We start from the raw sequence: 16,238 nt of genomic DNA on the forward strand, positions 1-16,238 counted from the left end.
TCCTTCAGATGACGGCTTCGATGAGGAAGGGACCTGGGCGACGGCAGGCCGCGGCCAGGATGTCGTCGAAGGCCTCGGCGCTGTCGGCGCGCGCGGCCTCGACGCCCATGCCGGCGGCGAGCTTGACCCAGTCGAGCGCGGGGTCGTCGAGATCGAGCATGCGCGAGGCGTTGCGGCCGGGCTTGCCGGCGCCGACCTTGGTCAGCTCGCCGTGCAGGATGGCGTAGCGTCGGTTGGCGAAGACGATGGTGATCACGTCGAGCCGCTCGCGCGCCTGGGTCCACAGACCCTGCACCGTATACATGCCGCTGCCGTCGGCCTGCAGGGTGACGACCTTGCGGCCCGGGCAGGCGATCGCCGCGCCGGTGGCGAGCGGGATGCCGATGCCGATCGCCCCGCCGGTCAATTGCAGGAAGTCGTGCGGTTCCGCGCCGGCGGTGGAGCGGAAGAAGTCGCGGCCGGAGGAGACCGATTCGTCGCAGACGATCGCCTCGGCCGGCATGTGGCGGGCGAGCGCCAGCGCGATGGCGTCGGGCGTCAAGGCGCCGTGGACCGCATCGGGACGCTGGCGCGCCGCGAGGCGCGGGGCGGCGGTGCCGAGTTCGGCTGCGAGCGCCTCGACCGCGGCGCCGAGATCGCCGTCCGGCGCGGCCAGTTCGATCACGCGGCAGCCCTCGGGCAGCATGCTGCTCGGCTTGCCCGGATAGGCGAAGAAGCCGACCGGGGCCTTGGCGCCGACGAGCACGACCAGATCGGTCTCGGCGAAGCCGGCGACGGCCTGGTCGACCACATAGGCGACGCGGTCGACCGCGACGCGGCCGGCGCCGCGCTGCATGCGCCCGTTCGACTGCTGCGCCATGATGCAGGCGCCGGTCTTGGCGCCGATCCCGTCGAGAAGCCGCAGCGGCGCGTCGCGCAGCGCCGGGCCGGTCGCCAGGATGGTCGGCCGCCGCGCGGCACGGATCGCCTCGGCGGCCGCGCGGATCAGCGCCGGATCGGGTGCGGCGGGCCGGGGCAGGGCGATCGCGGCCGGACGGGCGGCGGTGGCGGTCGCGTTCCAGGCGGCGTCGGCCGGCAGGATCAGGGTGGCGATGCCGCCGGGCGCCGTGCGGGCGGCGCGGATCGCGGCTTCGGTGGCGGCACCGACGCCGTCGGCGGTCTCGGCGCGGCCGACCCAATGCGACATCGGGCGGGCGAGCGATTCGATATCCGAGGTCAGCGGCGCGTCGAAGGCGAGATGGTAGGTGGCATGGTCGCCGACCACATTGACCATCGGGGTCCGCGCGCGGCGGGCATTGTGCAGATTGGCGAGGCCGTTGGCGAGGCCGGGGCCGAGATGCAGCAGGGTGGCGGCGGGCTTGTCGGCCATGCGCGCATAGCCGTCGGCCGCCCCGGTGACGACGCCCTCGAACAGGCCGAGCACGCAGCGCATGCGCGGCTGCCGGTCGAGCGCGGCGACGAAATGCATCTCCGAGGTGCCGGGATTGGCGAAGCAGACGTCGATGTCGTTGGCGAGCAGCGTCTCGCACAGGAGATCGGCGCCGTTGGGTGCTTGCGTAGTCACGTGCGATGGCCCTTCCCGGTCGCAGCTGCGAGGTCGTTCAGACGAGCGATAGCAGGCCAGGCGTCCGAGATCGCCCCCAAGGTGCGGGCGAAGACCTCGTATTTGCCAGCCGCATAGGTGGCGACCGGGCCCTGCTCGGGTTCGATCCGCGCCTCCGCCGCGCAGGCGAAGCGCTCGGCGAGATCGGCGCCCGAGGCCCAGCCGAGCGTGCCGGCCGCGATGGTCGCAAGGCCGCGCAGGCCCGCCTGGCCGCCGGCGACGGGCCGCACGGGCGCCTGGAGCGCGGTCGCCAGGAACTGCATGAAGGCGGCATCGCCGGCGAGGCCGCCGCCGACGACCAGGTCCTCGCCGTCGCCGCCCATCATCGCGTAGGCGTGCCGGGTGACGAAGGCGAGCGCCTCGCGCGCCGCCCAGGCGATGGCGGCGGGGTCGGTCGCGCCGGAAAGCCCGAAGGCGGCCGCGCTGGCGAAGGGCGAGGTGACCGGGGCGCGCTCGCCGCCCGGCTCGAAGAAGGGGTGCAGCACCACGCCGGAATAGACCGGCGCGACCGGACCCTGCGGCAGCCCCGCGAACAGCGTCGCCGCATGGCCGAGCGCCGTGGCGCCGTTGAAGCTCGGATGGGTGCAGACATAGCCCGGGCCGAGCACGTAGGGCTGCACCATGGCGCCCGGCGGCTTCGCCGCCATGCCGGCGGGATCGAGCCGGAGGCTGCCGTGGATGGCGCTGGTGCCGAAGATCGAGGCGCGCGCGACGCCCGGCCGGACGCCGAGGCCGAGCCCGATCAGGGTCGACTGCACGTCGCCGGGCCCGATCAGCACCGGCAGGCCGGACGGCAGGCCGATCCGGCTGGCGGCTGCCGCGTCGAGCCCGGCCCGGCAGGTGCCGACCGGCTCGAGCGGCGGCAGCAGGGCGATGCCGCGGTCGAGGCCGAGGGGGTCTTCGACGATCGGGCTCGGCTGGCCGGTGCGCCAGTCGCCCCAGGTCGGCAGCAGGGCGCTCGGCTCGGCGGCGAGCCGGCCGGTCAGCGACAGGAACAGCCACTCCTTGAGGCGCAGCGTGTGGGCGATGCGGGTCAGCCGTTCGGGGTCGTTCCGCTGCAGCCAGAGCAGTTGCAGGCTCTGCGCGGCGGCGGTCGGCTGCGCGTAGGTGGTGCGTTCGATCGCGTCGAGCCGGCCGGCGGCGCGCAACTCCGCGACCAGCGGCCGGGCGCGGCCGTCGAGCCAGGTCATCGCCCGGCCGACCGGCTGGAAACCGGCGTCGATCGGCCAGAGCCCGTCGCCCTGGCCGGTGACGATCAGTGCCGCCGCCCGGCCCGGCGCCGCCGCGGTGCAATCGGCGAGCGCCGCGAAGGCGTCGTCGCGGGTCGCCGCCATGTCCTGTTCGACATGGGTGCCGTCCCGGCGCAGGGCCGCATTCGGCCGCTCGGCGGACGCGACGAGGCGGCCGTCGCGGTCGAAGGCGGCGGCCTTGACGGCGGTGGTGCCGGAATCGAGGGCGATCAGGACCGGGTCCATGGCGGACGGCGCCTTCCCAACGGCGTCAGGAGGCCTGACGCAGGCCTTCGAGCGCCTTCGGGCTCTGCTGGCCGTAGGTCTTGAACCGCTCCAGCACCTCGGCGATCTGCTCGTCGTTGAGGATCGGCGGCTCGGCGCCGGTCTTCAGGCAGAGGAGATAGAGCTCGGCCAGTTCCTCGACGGTGACCGCGAGCGCCAGCGCGCGCGGGATCGAGGCATGGGCCGTGATCACGCCGTGATGGGCCATCAGGCAGGCGCGGCGGCCTTCGAGCGCGGTGATGACGCGGTCGGCCAGCGCCTGCGATCCGAAGATCTCATAGGGCGCGCAGCGGATGGTCGCCCCGCCGGCCGCCGCGATCACATAGTGAATCGCCGGAATGTCGCGCTCCAGGATCGAGACCGCGGTGGCGTGGGTCGAATGGGTGTGGACGACCGCATTCAGATCCGGCCGGGCCTTCAGGATGTCGCGGTGGAAGCGCCATTCGCTCGACGGCAGGATGTCGCCCTCGAAGGTCGCGTCCCAGTTCATGGCGACGACGTGATCGGGGGTCATCTTGTCGTAGGGGATGCCGGTCGGCGAGATCAGGAAGCCGTTGCCGAAGCGCACGCTGACATTGCCGGCGGTGCCCTTGTTGATGCCGAGGCGGCTCATGTTCAGGCAGGATTCGACGATCTCGGTGCGGAGCTGACGTTCGTCGCTCATGGTCTTGCTCACTTGGTCGGATAGAGGGGGGACTGACCGTCCAGGATGCGGCCGATATCCTCGGCGAGCATGTCGGCGGCCTTGACGGTGGAGTAGCGCGAGGCGCCGGCGATATGCGGCGACAGCGTCACGTTGGGGAGTTTCAGGAGCGGCAGATCCGGCGGCGGCGGCTCCGGATCGAAGGTGTCGAGCGCGGCGCCCTTCAGGTGGCCGGAGACCAGCGCGTCGTGGAGCGCCGCATAGTCGAGCACCTGGCCGCGCGTCGTGTTGACGATGTAGGAGCCGGGTTTCATCGACGCGATCTGGGCGCGGCCGATCATCTTCTTGGTTTCCGGCGTGACGCGCGGATGCAGCGTCAGCACGTCGGCGGTGCGGATCAGCTCGTCGAGCTCGAGCTTGACGATGCCGGCGGCATGATCCTCCTCGGTCAGCACCTTGAAGGGGTCGTAGACCCGGATGGCGCAGCCGAACGGGCGCAGCAGGCGGGCGACGCGGGTGCCGATATCGCCATAGCCGACGATGCCGACGGTCAGTTCGCACAGCTCCGGACCGGCATGGTCGAAATGGTAGAAGTCGCGCCGGAATTCCCCGCTCGCCACCGAGAGATGGCCGCGGATCAGGTTGCGGGTCTCCGCCAGGATCGAGGCGACGGTGAACTCGGCGACCGCGGAGGCATTGCGGCCGGGCGTGTTGACGACCGTTACGCCGCGGGCGCGCGCCGCCGGCATCTCGATATTGACCGGCCCGCCGCGCGACACGCCGATGATCTTCAGCCGCGGCGCGTGTTCCAGGCTCGCCGCCGTGATCGGGGCGAGATGGGTGACCAGGATGTCGAGATCGGCCAGGAACTCGAAATAGTGCTCGGGCCGGCCGACGAATTCGGCCACCGGCAGGGTCGGGTCCTGTTTGGTCGACTGCACCTTGAGCGGCCAGTCGAGGGTCATCGCCTTGAAGGCGATGCTGCGTCCGGCGAGGCGCTTGCCGAGAGCTTCCTCGAAGAAGCGCGGCTGCATGAAGCCGTCGCCGATGATGCCGATGCGGATGGTCTCGCTCATGTCCGGCCTCCTCACGCCGTCTTCGCGGTGTCGGTCAGGCCGGCGTCGAGGCCGGGCAGGACGTCCCGGTAGCGGTCCGGATCGATGCCGTGGTCGGCGAGGACCTCGGCGGTATGCTGGGCGAAACCGGGCGGTGCCGTCCGGTAGCTGGCCGGGGTGCGCGACAGCTTGATCGGGCTGCCGGTGCCGCGGTAGCTGCCGATGTCGACGATCATCTCGCGGTGCTGCGTATGCGGGTCGGCGACCACCTGGTCGATCGAGCGCACGGCGCCGCAGGGCACGCCGGCCTTGATCAGCCGATCGGCGAGCGTCGCGCAGTCATGGGCGGCCAAGGCCGCCTCCAGCTGGATCTTGAGCGCGTCGCGGTTGGTGTTGCGCATCCGGTTGGTGACGAAGCGCGGATCGGCGGGCAGGTCGTCGCGCCCGATCAGGCGGCACAGCGTGGCGAACTGGCGGTCGTTGCCGACGGCCAGGAAGATCGGGTCGGTGCCGGTCGCGAAGGTGTCGTAGGGGCAGATGTTCGGATGGGCATTGCCGGTCGGGCCGGCGACCTTGCCGGAGAGATAGTAGTTCGGCAGATGCGGATGCAAGAGCGAGACGCCGCAGTCGTAGAGCGTCGTCTCGACGAACTGGCCCTTGCCGCTGGTGGCGCGCTCGTTGAGGGCGAGCAGGATGCCGATCACGGCGTTGAGGCCGGTGACCATGTCGACCACCGGCAGGCCGACGCGCAGCGGCGTGCCGTCCTTCTCGCCGTTGACGCTCATGATGCCGCAGGAGGCCTGGATCGCGGCGTCGTAACCGGGCAGGCCGCCGAGCGGACCGTCGGCGCCGAAGCCGGAGACGCGGCAATGCACGAGGCGCGGGAAGCGCCGCTCGATCTCGTCGCGGCCGAGCCCCCAGCGCTCCAGGGTGCCGGTCTTGAAGTTCTCGATGAACACGTCGGCATCCGCGAGCAACTGCGTCAGCAGTTCGAGCCCGGCCGGCTGCGCCATGTCGAGCGCGATGCCGCGCTTGTTGCGGTTGAGGCCGAGGAAGTAGCTGGCGGCGCCGTCCAGGAAGGGCGGGCCCCAGCCGCGCGTCTCGTCGCCCGCGGGCGGCTCGATCTTGATCACGTCCGCGCCATGGTCGGCCAGGACCTGGCCGGCATAGGGGCCGCCGAGCACGCGGCTGGCGTCGATGACCTTGATCTTGGCGAGGGAACCGGAATTCGGCAGCATCGACACTCCGACGGTCAGGCCGCGTCTGCGGCGGCAGCGATCTCGCGGCGCATCTGGGCGGCGAAATCGGGATAGGTCTCCTGGAGATCGTCGAGCACGGGGCCGCGCAGGAGGGCGAGGATGGCAGGATCGGGCAGGGCGGTCGTCGGCGGTGCGGCGTCATGCGCGAAGGCGAAGCCGGTCGCCTCGACGATCTCGCCGAGGCTGTGGCCGGGATGGACGCTTTCCAGCCGGAAGCCGGGGCGGGCCCGATCGAAGGCGAACAGGCCCTTGCCGGTCAGGAGCGCATAGGGGCCGCCGGTGCGGTGGATGCCGGGTCGGCTGACGCCGGGCGCGCTGATGAAATCGACCTTCTCGACGAAGACGCGCGGGGTGTGCTCCTCGCGGAACAGGATCACGCGCGGGACGACGAAATAGAGATAGGCCGAGCCGAACGATCCCGGCCAGCGCACGCTGGAGCGCGGATAGTCGCCGGCGCCGACCAGATTGATGTTGGCCTGCCCGTCGATCTGGCCGCCGCCGAGGAAGAAGGCGTCGATGCGGCCCTGGCCGGCGCAGTCGAACAGCTCGGTCGAGCCGTTGGTGAAGAAGTTGTGCTCGACCGAGCCGAGGATCGAGATGCGCACCGGCTCGGCGCCGGCTCGCGCCTTCAGGGCGCGCAGCAGCATCGCGCCGGCGGCCGGGATCGGCGAGGAGGCGCCGACCGCGACATGGTGGACGCCATCGAGCAGGCGCGCGATGGTGGCGATCAGGATTTCGCGCGGGGTGACGGAAGCGATCATTGGGCGGCCTCCAGGGCGCCGGCGCGCATGTAGTCGGCGAAGCCTTCGGCCGAGCGGGCGGCCTTGGCGTAGCGCTGCAATTCGGCGGTGTCGGCGCCGTATTCGCCCCACAGCCCGTAGGGCCAGGCGCCGCGCTCGGCGACTGCGACCTCGGAGACGTAAAGCGCCGGCAGGACGCCCGCGGCGGTGATCTCGTCGGCGAGCAGGCTCTCCTCGACGATCCGCTCGACCGTGACCAGCGTGGTGCGGGCCGCATAGGCCATCGCGGCCAGTTCGCGCCGGCGCCCGATCCAGACATTGCCGGCCCGGTCGGCCATCGGCGCATGGAAGATCGCCACGTCGACATGGATCGCCGGGATCAGCACGATCGGGTCGGGGCCGTCGGCGGGGGACCCGGCCGCGAACGGATTGTCGATCACCTTCCAGTCGGGCCGGTTGGCGAGCACGTCGGAGCCGATCAGGCCGCGGATCGGCGTGAACGGGTTGCCCTTCTGCGCCGCCATCAGGCCGGCATGGATCGCCGGGCAGGTGGCATCGCGGATGACGATGGCGCCGTCCTTGACCGCCTGGTTGAAGCGCGGCGCGCCGCCGGCCTCGCCGAGCGAGAGCCCGCTGGTCTCGACCGAGCGCACCAATCCGGCCCCGATCAGCATGTCGACCTGCAGGCCGCCGGTCGGAACGCAGACGAGATCGAGGTCGCCGGCACCGCGTTCGATCAGCGGGCGGGTCATCGCCATGGAGACGCCGGCATAGTCGACCGGCAGGGCGATACGCATGCCGGGCACGACCCGTTCGGCCATGCGGCGAAGGTTCGGATCCAACTTTTCCTCCCAACCGGTCATCCGGAGCATGTTTGCATGCTGTTGTTCTGAATTATGGAACGCTATTCCGAGACTGAAGATAGAGCCGTTTTCGGTTTCGTGTCAACATTCGGCTTCCGGTCGGATTGCCGGGCGGGATTGGGTAATGGTCTCTATCATTATGATAATGCGACATGATTTCGATCGATGCGAAAAGTCGGGGGCGCCGCCTTGACAACCGACGGGACCGGTCGGAACATAATTACAAAATGCTGTTCTACATTGTGGAACAGTTCTCGGGAGGAAAATATGACCACTTCGTCCGCGATGCTCGCGGGAGGTCCGTCGGCATCGGCGCCCCTGGCGACCCGGTCGCCCGCGGCCGGGGCCCAGGCGATCGGCAGCCGGATCACGGTGTCGGGCGTCGTCAAGCGCTACGGCAGCTTCCTCGCCGCCGACGGTGTCGGCATCGACATCCAGCCGGGCGAGTTCGTGACGCTGCTCGGGCCGAGCGGCAGCGGCAAGACCACGCTGCTCAACCTGATCGCCGGCTTCCAGAAGCCCGACGGCGGCGCGATCCATGTCGACGGCAAGCCGATCGACGGCGTGCCGACGCACCGGCGCGGCTTCGGCATGGTGTTCCAGAGCTACGCGCTCTTTCCCAACATGACCGTCACGCAGAACGTCGCCTTCCCGCTGCGCATGGCCGGCATCGACCGCGCGACCAGCGAGCGGCGGGTGGCCGAGACCTTGGAAATGATGCGGCTGTCCGAACATGCCGCGAAGACGCCGGCGGAAATGAGCGGCGGCCAGCAGCAGCGCGTCGCCATCGCCCGCGCCATCGTCATGCGGCCGCGCGTGATCCTGATGGACGAGCCGCTCAGCGCGCTCGACCGGCGCCTGCGCGAATCGATCCAGATCGAAATCCGCGACCTGCACCGCACCCTCGGCAGCACCTTCCTGTTCGTGACCCACGACCAGGGCGAGGCGCTGGCGATGAGCGACCGGATCGCCGTCATGGATGCCGGGCGCATCGTGCAGATCGGCACGCCGACCGAGATCTACCGCCATCCGGTCAACCGCTTCGTCGCCGCCTTCGTCGGCGAGTCGAACCTGATCGAGGCCGAGATCCTGCAGCGGCGCGGCACCACGGTGACGCTGAAGAGCCGCAGCGGGCAGGTCTTCGAGGCCGAGAGCCGCGAACAGATCGATCTCGGCCGGGTCGCCGTGCTGGTCCGGCCCGAGCGCATTGCGGTCGGTGCCGAGCAGGTCTCCGGGGCGATGCGCGCGACGGTGCGCTCGGCGCTCTTCCTGGGGGAAATCCAGCGCATCGAGGTCGAGCTCGAAAGCGGCGAGCCCATGCTGATCCGCTGCGCCGATACGGCCGGCCGGCGCTTGCCCGATCCGGGCGACACCATCTGGGTCTCGTTGGGCAGCGAAGACTGCTGGGTGCTGTCGTGAGCGCCGTCGCCCCCGGAGCGGCGGCGGCCGCCGGGCCCGGCGTGCCGCTGGCCGAGCGCCTGCGCAGTCCCGCCCTGCTGCTGGTGCCGGCGATCGCCTTCCTCGGCTTCATCTATCTCTTGCCGCTGATCGATCTCGTCCGGATCAGCCTTGCCGGCATTCCGTGGTGGACGCATTTCGAGCGGGTCTTCTCGGTCCCGCTCTATTGGGACTCGCTCGTCCGCACCATGCAGATCTCCGCCACCGTGGCGGCGCTGTGCCTGGTCTTCGGCTATCCGACCGCGCTCCTGATCCACCGCAGCCGCGGGCTCGCGAAGGTCGTGATCGCGACCGCGATCATCCTGCCCTACTTCATCGCCATCCTGATCCGGACCTATGCCTGGATGGTGCTGCTCGGCCGCAACGGGCCGATCAACAAGCTCCTGCAGGGCATCGGGATCACCGACGAACCGCTGCAGCTCCTGTTCAACCGCGGCAGCGTGCTGCTCGGCATGACCGCGGTGCTGCTGCCGCTGATGGTGCTCAGCATCTATTCGAGCCTGTCGCGCCTCGACGGCAGCCTGGTCCGGGCGGCGCTGGCCAGCGGCGCCGGGCCGATCGCGGTGTTCTGGCGGGTGACCATCCCGCTGACCCTGCCGGGCATGGGCGCCGGCTTCCTGCTGGTCTTCGTCTCCGCGCTCGGCTTCTTCATCACGCCGACGCTGCTCGGCGGGCCGGGCGACCAGATGTTCGCCATGCACATCACCCAGCAGGCCGATTTCGCCACCAGCGAGGGCTTCCTGCAGGCGCTGGCGGTCGTGCTTCTGGTGATCACGTTGATCGTGGTCGGCGTCGCCGGCCATTTCCTCGGCTTCGAGTTCATCTGGGGCGGCAGCAAGCTGGTCGAGGCGCAGACGCCGCCCGCACGCGGCGGCGGCGGCGCGCGCCGGGCCTCCCCGGGCGCCGGTGCGCTCCTCGCCGATCTCGCCGGCTGGCCGATCCTGCGCCTGATCGGCCGCCTGCCGGCCGGGGCGGGCGCCTGGACGGTCCGGATCATGGGCGGCGCGGTCATCGCCACCCTTATCGTGCCGATCGTGGTGGTGATGATCATCTCGTTCAGCAAGTCGAGCTTCCTGACCTTCCCGCCGCCGGCCTTCTCGCTGCGCTGGTACGAGAAGTTCTTCTCCGATTCCGAATGGATGGCCGCCTTCTTCAACTCGGCCCTGATCGCCGCGCTGTCGGCCGCGATCGCCGTCTCGCTCGGTGCCGCCGCCGCCATGGGCATCGTGCGCAGCACGATCCGCGGCAAGACGCTGCTGATGCTGATCCTGGTCAGTCCGGTGGTGGTGCCGCCGGTGGTGCTCGGCCTGTCGCTCTACAGCCTGTTCCTGCGCGCCGATCTGGTCGGCACGCCCTGGGGGCTCGCCGCCGCGCATGCGGTCGGCGGCATCCCGATCGTGGTCGTGATCGTGGCGGCCGCATTGCAGGGCGTCGACCGCCGGCTGGAACAGGCCGCCGCCGTGCACGGCGCCTCGCCGGCGACCGTGTTCCGCACCGTGACGCTGCCGGCGATCGCCCCCGGCCTCGCGGCCGCGGCCTTCTTCGCCTTCCTGCATTCGTTCGACGAACTGGTGCTCTCGCTGTTCCTGTCGAGCGCCCAGCTCAAGACGCTGCCGCTCCGCCTGTGGGCGGACGTGAACTACCAGCTCAATCCGGTTCTCGCGGTGGTCTCCTCGCTCGAGGTGCTGCTGGTGATCGGGGGGATCGCGCTCGCCCGGCCCGTATTGTCGCGGTCCGGCGGCGCAGCATGACGACAATCAAGATCAATCGGAGGACATCGCTCATGGACTTTCGGACAGCCTTCCGGCGCCTTCTGACCGGCGCCGCCGCCGCCGCGCTCCTCGCCGGCGCGGCGACCGTCGCCACCGCGCAGGACAATGTGGTCATCATGCAGGATCCAGGCGGCGCCTATGGCGAGGCGCTGCGCAAGATCATGTATGACCCCTTCGAGAAGGCGACCGGCATCAAGGTCGTCACCGTGCAGGAGGCCCGCAGCGGTCCGCGCATCAAGGCCCAGGTCGGCGCCGGCAAGACCGAATGGGACCTGACCTTCATCTTCGATCAGGAGACCAAGCTGCTCGGCGATTGCTGCCTCGCCGACATCGACTATTCGAAGCTCTCGGAAAGCGCGCAGAAGACCCTGGCGACCATGCCGGACAATCTGAAGCGCAAGAAGGGCGTCGCCCTGCAGGTGATCGGCGTCACGCTCGCCTATCACACCGAGAAATATGCCAAGGCGCAGCCGAAGAACTGGGCCGACTTCTGGGACGTGAAGAAGTTCCCGGGCAAGCGCTGCCTGCCGGGCTGGCCGCGCTTCGTCTTCGAGGCCGCGCTGATGGCCGACGGCGTCGCCAAGGACAAGCTCTATCCGATCGACATGGATCGGGCGCTCAAGAAGATCGCCGAGATCAAGCCGCATGTCTCCAAGTGGTGGAACACCGCCGCGCAGGCCCCGCAGCTGCTGCTCGACGGCGAGGCCGACATGTGCATGGCCTATGCCGGCCGCATCAACAACCTGGTCGTGGTCGACAATGCGCCGGTCGACATGACCTGGAACCAGGGCTTCGTCTATTACGACTTCTTCTCGATCCCGAAGGGAGCGCCGCACTACGAAAACGCACTGAAGCTCCTGTCCTGGCGCCTCGACGCCAAGCGGGCGGCCGACCTGACCATCGGCTATCCGGTCGCGGTGCCGTCGCCCCTGGTGTTCGCCGCCGCGCCGAAGGATGTCAGCCGGCTCTGGGCCAACAACCCCGAGAACGTCGCCCAGGCGATCGAATGGAGCCCGGATTACTGGGGCGCCATTTCGCCGGACGGCAAGTCGACCAACGAGGAATACGGCCAGGAAAAGCTGAACGCGCTCCTCGCCAAGTGATCCGCGACGTTGCGTCCCCGGCTCATCAGGCCGGGGACGCGACGGCATTTCGCTCTGCCCTTGGTCCGCCCCGCAGGGTCGTGCTAGAGCAGGATTGTCCGGGCGGGAGCGCCCGGACGGAATGAAATTCCCTCCTGGACCCGATGCGCAATCTGGGTGCGCGACCGCCCGGTCGCGGTCCGCCGCGCCGGCAGCCGGGTTTCGGGCGTGCCGGGCGGACGGATGGACAAGGCCTTCATCAAGGGTTTGAAACTGCTGGAAACGCTGGCGCTCAGCGAGACCCCGCGCGGCGTCACCGACCTCGCCACCGAACTGCAGTTCACCAAGAGCAACGTGCACCGCCTGCTCGCCACGCTGCAGAGCCAGGGCTATGTCCGCCAGGTGCCGCCGCACTCGACCTACGAGCTGACCACCCGCATCTGGGAACTCGGCAGCAACGTCATCCGCCGGATGGATCTGATCAAGGTCGCCCGCCCGGCCATGATCAAGCTCGCGGATGCGACCGGGGAGACGATCCATCTCTCCGTGCTCGACGACATCGACGTGGTCTATGTCGACAAGATCGAGGGCGCGCACCATATCCGCGCCCATACCAGCGTCGGCGCGCGCGCGCCGGCCTATACGGTGGCGACCGGCAAGGCGATGCTGGCGCACATGCCAGACACCTATCTGGAGCGCTTCCGCCCGCATCTGAAGCGCTATACGGAAACGACCCGGACCACCATCGAGGAGCTTCGCGCCGACATCGAGCAGGCCCGCCAGCAGGGCTTCGCCGCGGTGCCGCACGGGGAGTGGCGCGAGGGGATTGCCGCGGTCGCCTGCGCGATCCTCGGCCGGTCCGGCGAGATGGTCGGCGCGATCGGCATGTCGGGGCCGGATTCGCGGATCAAGCGCAAGCAGTTGAAGCAATTCTCCGTCGACGTGATGGAGGCCGCCCGGACCATCGGGCTGGCGCTGGGCTATACGGGCGGTCGCTGACCTCGTCGACGCCGCCCCGGAACGGATCACTGAGGATCACATGGCTGACTATCCCAATACCCGCCTGTTCATCGACGGCGCCTGGTGCGACGCCGCCGACGGCCGCACGATCGACGTGCTCGATCCGGCGACCGACGAGGTCATCGGCACCGTCGCGCATGCCGGCCGGGTCGATCTCGACGCCGCGCTCGCCGCCGCCGACAAGGGCTTCCGGGCCTGGAGCGCGACCTCGGCTTTCGAGCGCTACCGCCTGATGCGCAAGGCCGCCGACCTCCTGCGCGCGCGCGCCGAGACGATCGCCGCCATGCTGACCCGCGAACAGGGCAAGCCCGTCGCCGAGGCCAAGGGCGAGACGCTGGCCGGCGCCGACATCATCGACTGGTTCGCCGAGGAGGCGCGCCGGACCTATGGCCAGATCATCCCGGCGCGCGTCGCCGGCGTGACCCAGATGGCGGTCAAGCTGCCGGTCGGCCCGGTCGCCGCCTTCACGCCGTGGAACTTCCCGATCAATCAGGTCGTGCGCAAGCTCTCCGCCGCGCTCGCCGCCGGCTGCTCGATCATCGTCAAGGCGCCGGAAGAGACCCCGGCCGCACCGGCCGAGCTGATCCGCTGCTTCGTCGATGCCGGCATTCCGGCCGGCGTGGTCAACCTGGTCTATGGCGACCCGGCCGAGATCTCGTCCTACCTGATCGCCCATCCGGTGATCCGCAAGATCTCCTTCACGGGCTCGACCCCGGTCGGCAAGCAGCTCGCCGCGCTGGCGGGCACGCATATGAAGCGCGCCACCATGGAACTCGGCGGCCATGCGCCCGTGATCGTGCTCGACGACGCCGATGTCGGCCAGGCCGTCAAGGTCATGGCCATGTCGAAGTTCCGCAATGCCGGCCAGGTCTGCGTCTCGCCGACGCGGTTCCTGGTCCAGGACGGCGTGCATGACGCCTTCCTGGCCGGCTTCACCGCCGCCGCCAAGGCGCTGCGCGTCGGCAACGGGCTCGACCCGCAGACCCAGATGGGGCCGCTCGCCAACAATCGGCGCATCCCCGCCCTGGAGGCGCTGATTTCGGACGCCGCCGGCCGCGGTGCCGAGATCGCCACCGGCGGCCGCCGGATCGGCAATACCGGCAACTTCTTCGAGCCGACCGTGATCGCCGGCGCGCCGACCGACTCGCGTATCATGAACGAGGAGCCGTTCGGCCCGGTCGCAATCGTCAACCGGATCGGCTCGCTCGACGAGGCGATCGCCGAGGCCAACCGGCTGCCCTTCGGCCTCGCCTCCTACGCCTTCACCCGCTCCGCCGACGCCGCCCATGCGATCGGCTTGCGCGTCGAGGCCGGCATGACCACCATCAACCACAACGGCCTCGCGCTGCCCGAGGTGCCCTTCGGCGGCGTGCGCGATTCCGGCTACGGCACCGAGGGCGGCTCGGACGCCATCGAGCCCTATCTGGTGACCAAGTTCGTCACCCATCTGGCCAACTGACGGCCGCAGGCGCGCCACAGCCCGTCGCCCGGGACCGGCCCCGCAAGGGCCGGCCTCGGGAGCGGTGCGGCGCCCGCCCCCTCACGCATGAGGGATCAGATCGCGCCGCGCCGTCTCGACGACGCTGCGTGTCAGCCGGGACAGGCGGTCGGCGGCGAGACGGCCGATCTGCCAATGGAGCGGCACGTCGAGCACCGCGCCGGGAATCAGCTCGACCAGCCGGCCGGCGGCGAGATGGTCGGCGACCAGCCGCGCCGGGTTGAGCCCCCAGCCCATGCCGATCAGGCTCGCGTCGACGAAGCTCTGGGTCGACGGCAGCCAATGCGTCGGATGCGGCACGCTCGCGCCGAGCGTCTGGCGGATCCAAGCCTGCTGCAGCCCGTCCTTGTGGTTGAAGGTGATCGCCGGCGCCGCCGCCAGGGCGTCGGCCGTGACGCCGTCGGGGAAGTACCGGCGGACGAAATCCGGGCTGGCGGTGGCGTGGTAGCGCAGCGCGCCGAGCGGCACGACCCGGCAGCCCGGCACCGGCTTGCCGATCGCCGTCACCGCCGCCACGACACGCCCGCGCCGCAGCCATTCGGCGGTGTGGTCCTCGTCGTCGACCGCCAGATCGATCAGGAAATCGGTCGCATGCGTGAAGGCCGCCACGGCCGGCAGGAACCAGGTGCCGAGGCTGTCGGCATTGGTGGCGAGGCTGAGCGTCACGCGCGGGGCCGGCGCGGCCGGGTCGGCCAGTCCGGGCAGATGCGCGAGCAGGTCCTGCTCCAGCATGCCGACCTGCTCGACATGCCGGCACAGCCACGCCCCGCGCTCCGTCGCGACGCACGGCGTACCGCGCTCGATCAGCACCGCGCCGAGCCGTTCCTCCAACTGCCGGACGCGCTGCGAGATCGCCGAGGGCGTGACGTTCAGCGCCTTGGCGGCCCGCTCGAAGCTGCCGGTGCGCGCCACCATCGCGACGGCGCGGGCGGCCGGATAGTCGATCATGGTTCAGTTCCGCTTATCTGGCGTTACGGACTTTAATTATCCTTATCCGCCGAGTGCTGCTAGCACCCGTCGCGTTCGATCCGGACGGGGGTGCATATGGATGTCTCGGCCTTTCTCACCGGCCTGGCGATGGGCCTGAGCCTGATCGTGGCGATCGGCGCCCAGAATGCCTTCGTGCTGCGCCAGGGGCTGCGCAACGAGCATGTCTTCGCGGTCGCGCTGACCTGCGCGCTGTCCGACGCCGTCCTGATCCTCATCGGCGGCGCCGGCTTCGGCAGCCTGGTCGCGCGGCTGCCCTGGATCGATCCGGTGATGCGCTGGGGCGGGGCGGCATTCCTCGTCGCCTATGCGGCTCGGAGCGCGTGGTCGGCGCTGCGCTCGACCGGTGCGCTGACCGGCGAGGGCACCGACGCGAAGGCCGGGCTCGGACCGGTGCTGCTCGCCTGCCTGGCCTTCACCTGGCTGAACCCGCATGTCTATCTCGACACGGTGGTCCTGCTCGGCGGCCTCTCGACCCAGCTCCCCGGCCGGGAAGCCCTCTTCGCCGCCGGCGCGATGACCGGGTCGTTCCTGTTCTTCTTCGCGCTCGCCTATGGCGCCACCCGTCTGCGCCCGCTCTTCGCCCGCCCGGCGGCGTGGCGCATCCTGGAGGGGATCATCGCGCTCACGATGCTGACGATCGCGGTTCGGCTGGTCGCCGGCGGCTGAGGGGCGGGGGCGCGGAGGCGTGCCGGAGCCCGTATCCCAAGTTCGGGGGCGCGGAGGCGCGCCCGGGCCGTATCC

General features: G+C 70.2%; 14 protein-coding genes. 6 read left to right on the forward strand and 8 right to left on the reverse strand.

Annotation, left to right across the window (positions count from 1 at the left end):
* Positions 1-4: 4 nt before the first annotated feature.
* Genes ABB55_RS27140 through ABB55_RS27170 form a run of 7 tightly spaced genes read right to left on the reverse strand, consistent with a single transcriptional unit; the run spans position 5 to position 7,635 of the window.
* Entirely contained in the window at positions 5-1,564 is a 1,560-nt protein-coding gene (locus tag ABB55_RS27140; protein WP_054361626.1) for an acetolactate synthase large subunit, read from the reverse strand.
* Positions 1,561-3,078: an FGGY family carbohydrate kinase gene (locus ABB55_RS27145; protein ID WP_054361627.1), complete on the reverse strand. Its 1,518-nt coding sequence runs from the start codon at positions 3,076-3,078 to the stop codon at positions 1,561-1,563. Before ABB55_RS27145 ends, ABB55_RS27140 begins: the two co-directional genes overlap by 4 nt.
* A gap of 25 nt (positions 3,079-3,103) precedes the next feature.
* Positions 3,104-3,781 (reverse strand): L-fuculose-phosphate aldolase, encoded by a 678-nt coding sequence (locus ABB55_RS27150; RefSeq protein WP_054362325.1) that lies wholly within the window; start codon positions 3,779-3,781, stop codon positions 3,104-3,106.
* Between the two features lie 8 nt (positions 3,782-3,789).
* Positions 3,790-4,836, reverse strand: a complete 1,047-nt coding sequence (locus ABB55_RS27155) for a 2-hydroxyacid dehydrogenase (RefSeq protein WP_054361628.1) — start codon at positions 4,834-4,836, stop codon at positions 3,790-3,792.
* Between the two features lie 11 nt (positions 4,837-4,847).
* The gene (locus tag ABB55_RS27160; protein ID WP_054361629.1) at positions 4,848-6,053 is read right to left on the reverse strand and encodes a CaiB/BaiF CoA transferase family protein; all 1,206 of its coding nucleotides are present in this window, start codon (positions 6,051-6,053) and stop codon (positions 4,848-4,850) included.
* 14 nt (positions 6,054-6,067) lie between these two features.
* Entirely contained in the window at positions 6,068-6,835 is a 768-nt protein-coding gene (locus ABB55_RS27165) for a CoA transferase (protein ID WP_054361630.1), read from the reverse strand.
* Positions 6,832-7,635 (reverse strand): CoA transferase subunit A, encoded by an 804-nt coding sequence (locus ABB55_RS27170; RefSeq protein WP_083464240.1) that lies wholly within the window; start codon positions 7,633-7,635, stop codon positions 6,832-6,834. Before ABB55_RS27170 ends, ABB55_RS27165 begins: the two co-directional genes overlap by 4 nt.
* A 309-nt stretch (positions 7,636-7,944) precedes the next feature.
* Between ABB55_RS27170 and ABB55_RS27175 the strand changes: the two genes are divergently transcribed.
* From ABB55_RS27175 to ABB55_RS27195, 5 genes are all read left to right on the forward strand, one after another.
* The gene (locus tag ABB55_RS27175; protein ID WP_244472134.1) at positions 7,945-9,096 is read left to right on the forward strand and encodes an ABC transporter ATP-binding protein; all 1,152 of its coding nucleotides are present in this window, start codon (positions 7,945-7,947) and stop codon (positions 9,094-9,096) included.
* Positions 9,093-10,886 carry an ABC transporter permease subunit gene (locus ABB55_RS27180; RefSeq protein WP_054361631.1) on the forward strand — a complete coding sequence of 598 codons (1,794 nt, stop codon included), beginning with the start codon at positions 9,093-9,095 and terminating at the stop codon, positions 10,884-10,886. Before ABB55_RS27175 ends, ABB55_RS27180 begins: the two co-directional genes overlap by 4 nt.
* 32 nt (positions 10,887-10,918) lie before the next feature.
* Complete coding sequence (locus ABB55_RS27185) at positions 10,919-12,010, forward strand: extracellular solute-binding protein (protein ID WP_083463992.1); 1,092 nt, start codon at positions 10,919-10,921, stop codon at positions 12,008-12,010.
* A 156-nt stretch (positions 12,011-12,166) separates the two neighbouring features.
* Entirely contained in the window at positions 12,167-12,988 is an 822-nt protein-coding gene (locus ABB55_RS27190; RefSeq protein WP_244472135.1) for an IclR family transcriptional regulator, read from the forward strand.
* Positions 12,989-13,028: 40 nt separating this feature from the next.
* The gene (locus ABB55_RS27195) at positions 13,029-14,468 is read left to right on the forward strand and encodes an NAD-dependent succinate-semialdehyde dehydrogenase (RefSeq protein ID WP_054361632.1); all 1,440 of its coding nucleotides are present in this window, start codon (positions 13,029-13,031) and stop codon (positions 14,466-14,468) included.
* A gap of 81 nt (positions 14,469-14,549) precedes the next feature.
* Here ABB55_RS27195 and ABB55_RS27200 read toward each other — a convergent pair whose 3' ends face one another.
* Positions 14,550-15,455: a LysR family transcriptional regulator ArgP gene (locus tag ABB55_RS27200; protein WP_054361633.1), complete on the reverse strand. Its 906-nt coding sequence runs from the start codon at positions 15,453-15,455 to the stop codon at positions 14,550-14,552.
* A 96-nt stretch (positions 15,456-15,551) separates the two neighbouring features.
* Here ABB55_RS27200 and ABB55_RS27205 point away from each other — a divergent pair, with 96 nt between their 5' ends.
* On the forward strand, positions 15,552-16,163 hold the full coding sequence (locus ABB55_RS27205) for a LysE/ArgO family amino acid transporter (RefSeq protein ID WP_054361634.1): 612 nt from the start codon (positions 15,552-15,554) through the stop codon (positions 16,161-16,163).
* The last annotated feature ends 75 nt before the right edge of the window (positions 16,164-16,238 follow it).

Origin of the sequence: Prosthecodimorpha hirschii (genome assembly GCF_001305515.1) — a bacterium.
GTDB classification, from domain to species: Bacteria; Pseudomonadota; Alphaproteobacteria; order Rhizobiales; family Ancalomicrobiaceae; genus Prosthecodimorpha; species Prosthecodimorpha hirschii.

Coding starts and splice junctions, on each gene's coding strand:
- ABB55_RS27200 (WP_054361633.1), bottom strand. CDS start 15,455: ATGATCGACTATCCGGCCGCCCGCGCCGTCGCGATGGTGGCGCGCACC.
- ABB55_RS27150 (WP_054362325.1), bottom strand. CDS start 3,781: ATGAGCGACGAACGTCAGCTCCGCACCGAGATCGTCGAATCCTGCCTG.
- ABB55_RS27205 (WP_054361634.1), top strand. CDS start 15,552: ATGGATGTCTCGGCCTTTCTCACCGGCCTGGCGATGGGCCTGAGCCTG.
- ABB55_RS27160 (WP_054361629.1), bottom strand. CDS start 6,053: ATGCTGCCGAATTCCGGTTCCCTCGCCAAGATCAAGGTCATCGACGCC.
- ABB55_RS27145 (WP_054361627.1), bottom strand. CDS start 3,078: ATGGACCCGGTCCTGATCGCCCTCGATTCCGGCACCACCGCCGTCAAG.
- ABB55_RS27185 (WP_083463992.1), top strand. CDS start 10,919: ATGGACTTTCGGACAGCCTTCCGGCGCCTTCTGACCGGCGCCGCCGCC.
- ABB55_RS27195 (WP_054361632.1), top strand. CDS start 13,029: ATGGCTGACTATCCCAATACCCGCCTGTTCATCGACGGCGCCTGGTGC.
- ABB55_RS27165 (WP_054361630.1), bottom strand. CDS start 6,835: ATGATCGCTTCCGTCACCCCGCGCGAAATCCTGATCGCCACCATCGCG.
- ABB55_RS27155 (WP_054361628.1), bottom strand. CDS start 4,836: ATGAGCGAGACCATCCGCATCGGCATCATCGGCGACGGCTTCATGCAG.
- ABB55_RS27175 (WP_244472134.1), top strand. CDS start 7,945: ATGACCACTTCGTCCGCGATGCTCGCGGGAGGTCCGTCGGCATCGGCG.
- ABB55_RS27170 (WP_083464240.1), bottom strand. CDS start 7,635: ATGGCCGAACGGGTCGTGCCCGGCATGCGTATCGCCCTGCCGGTCGAC.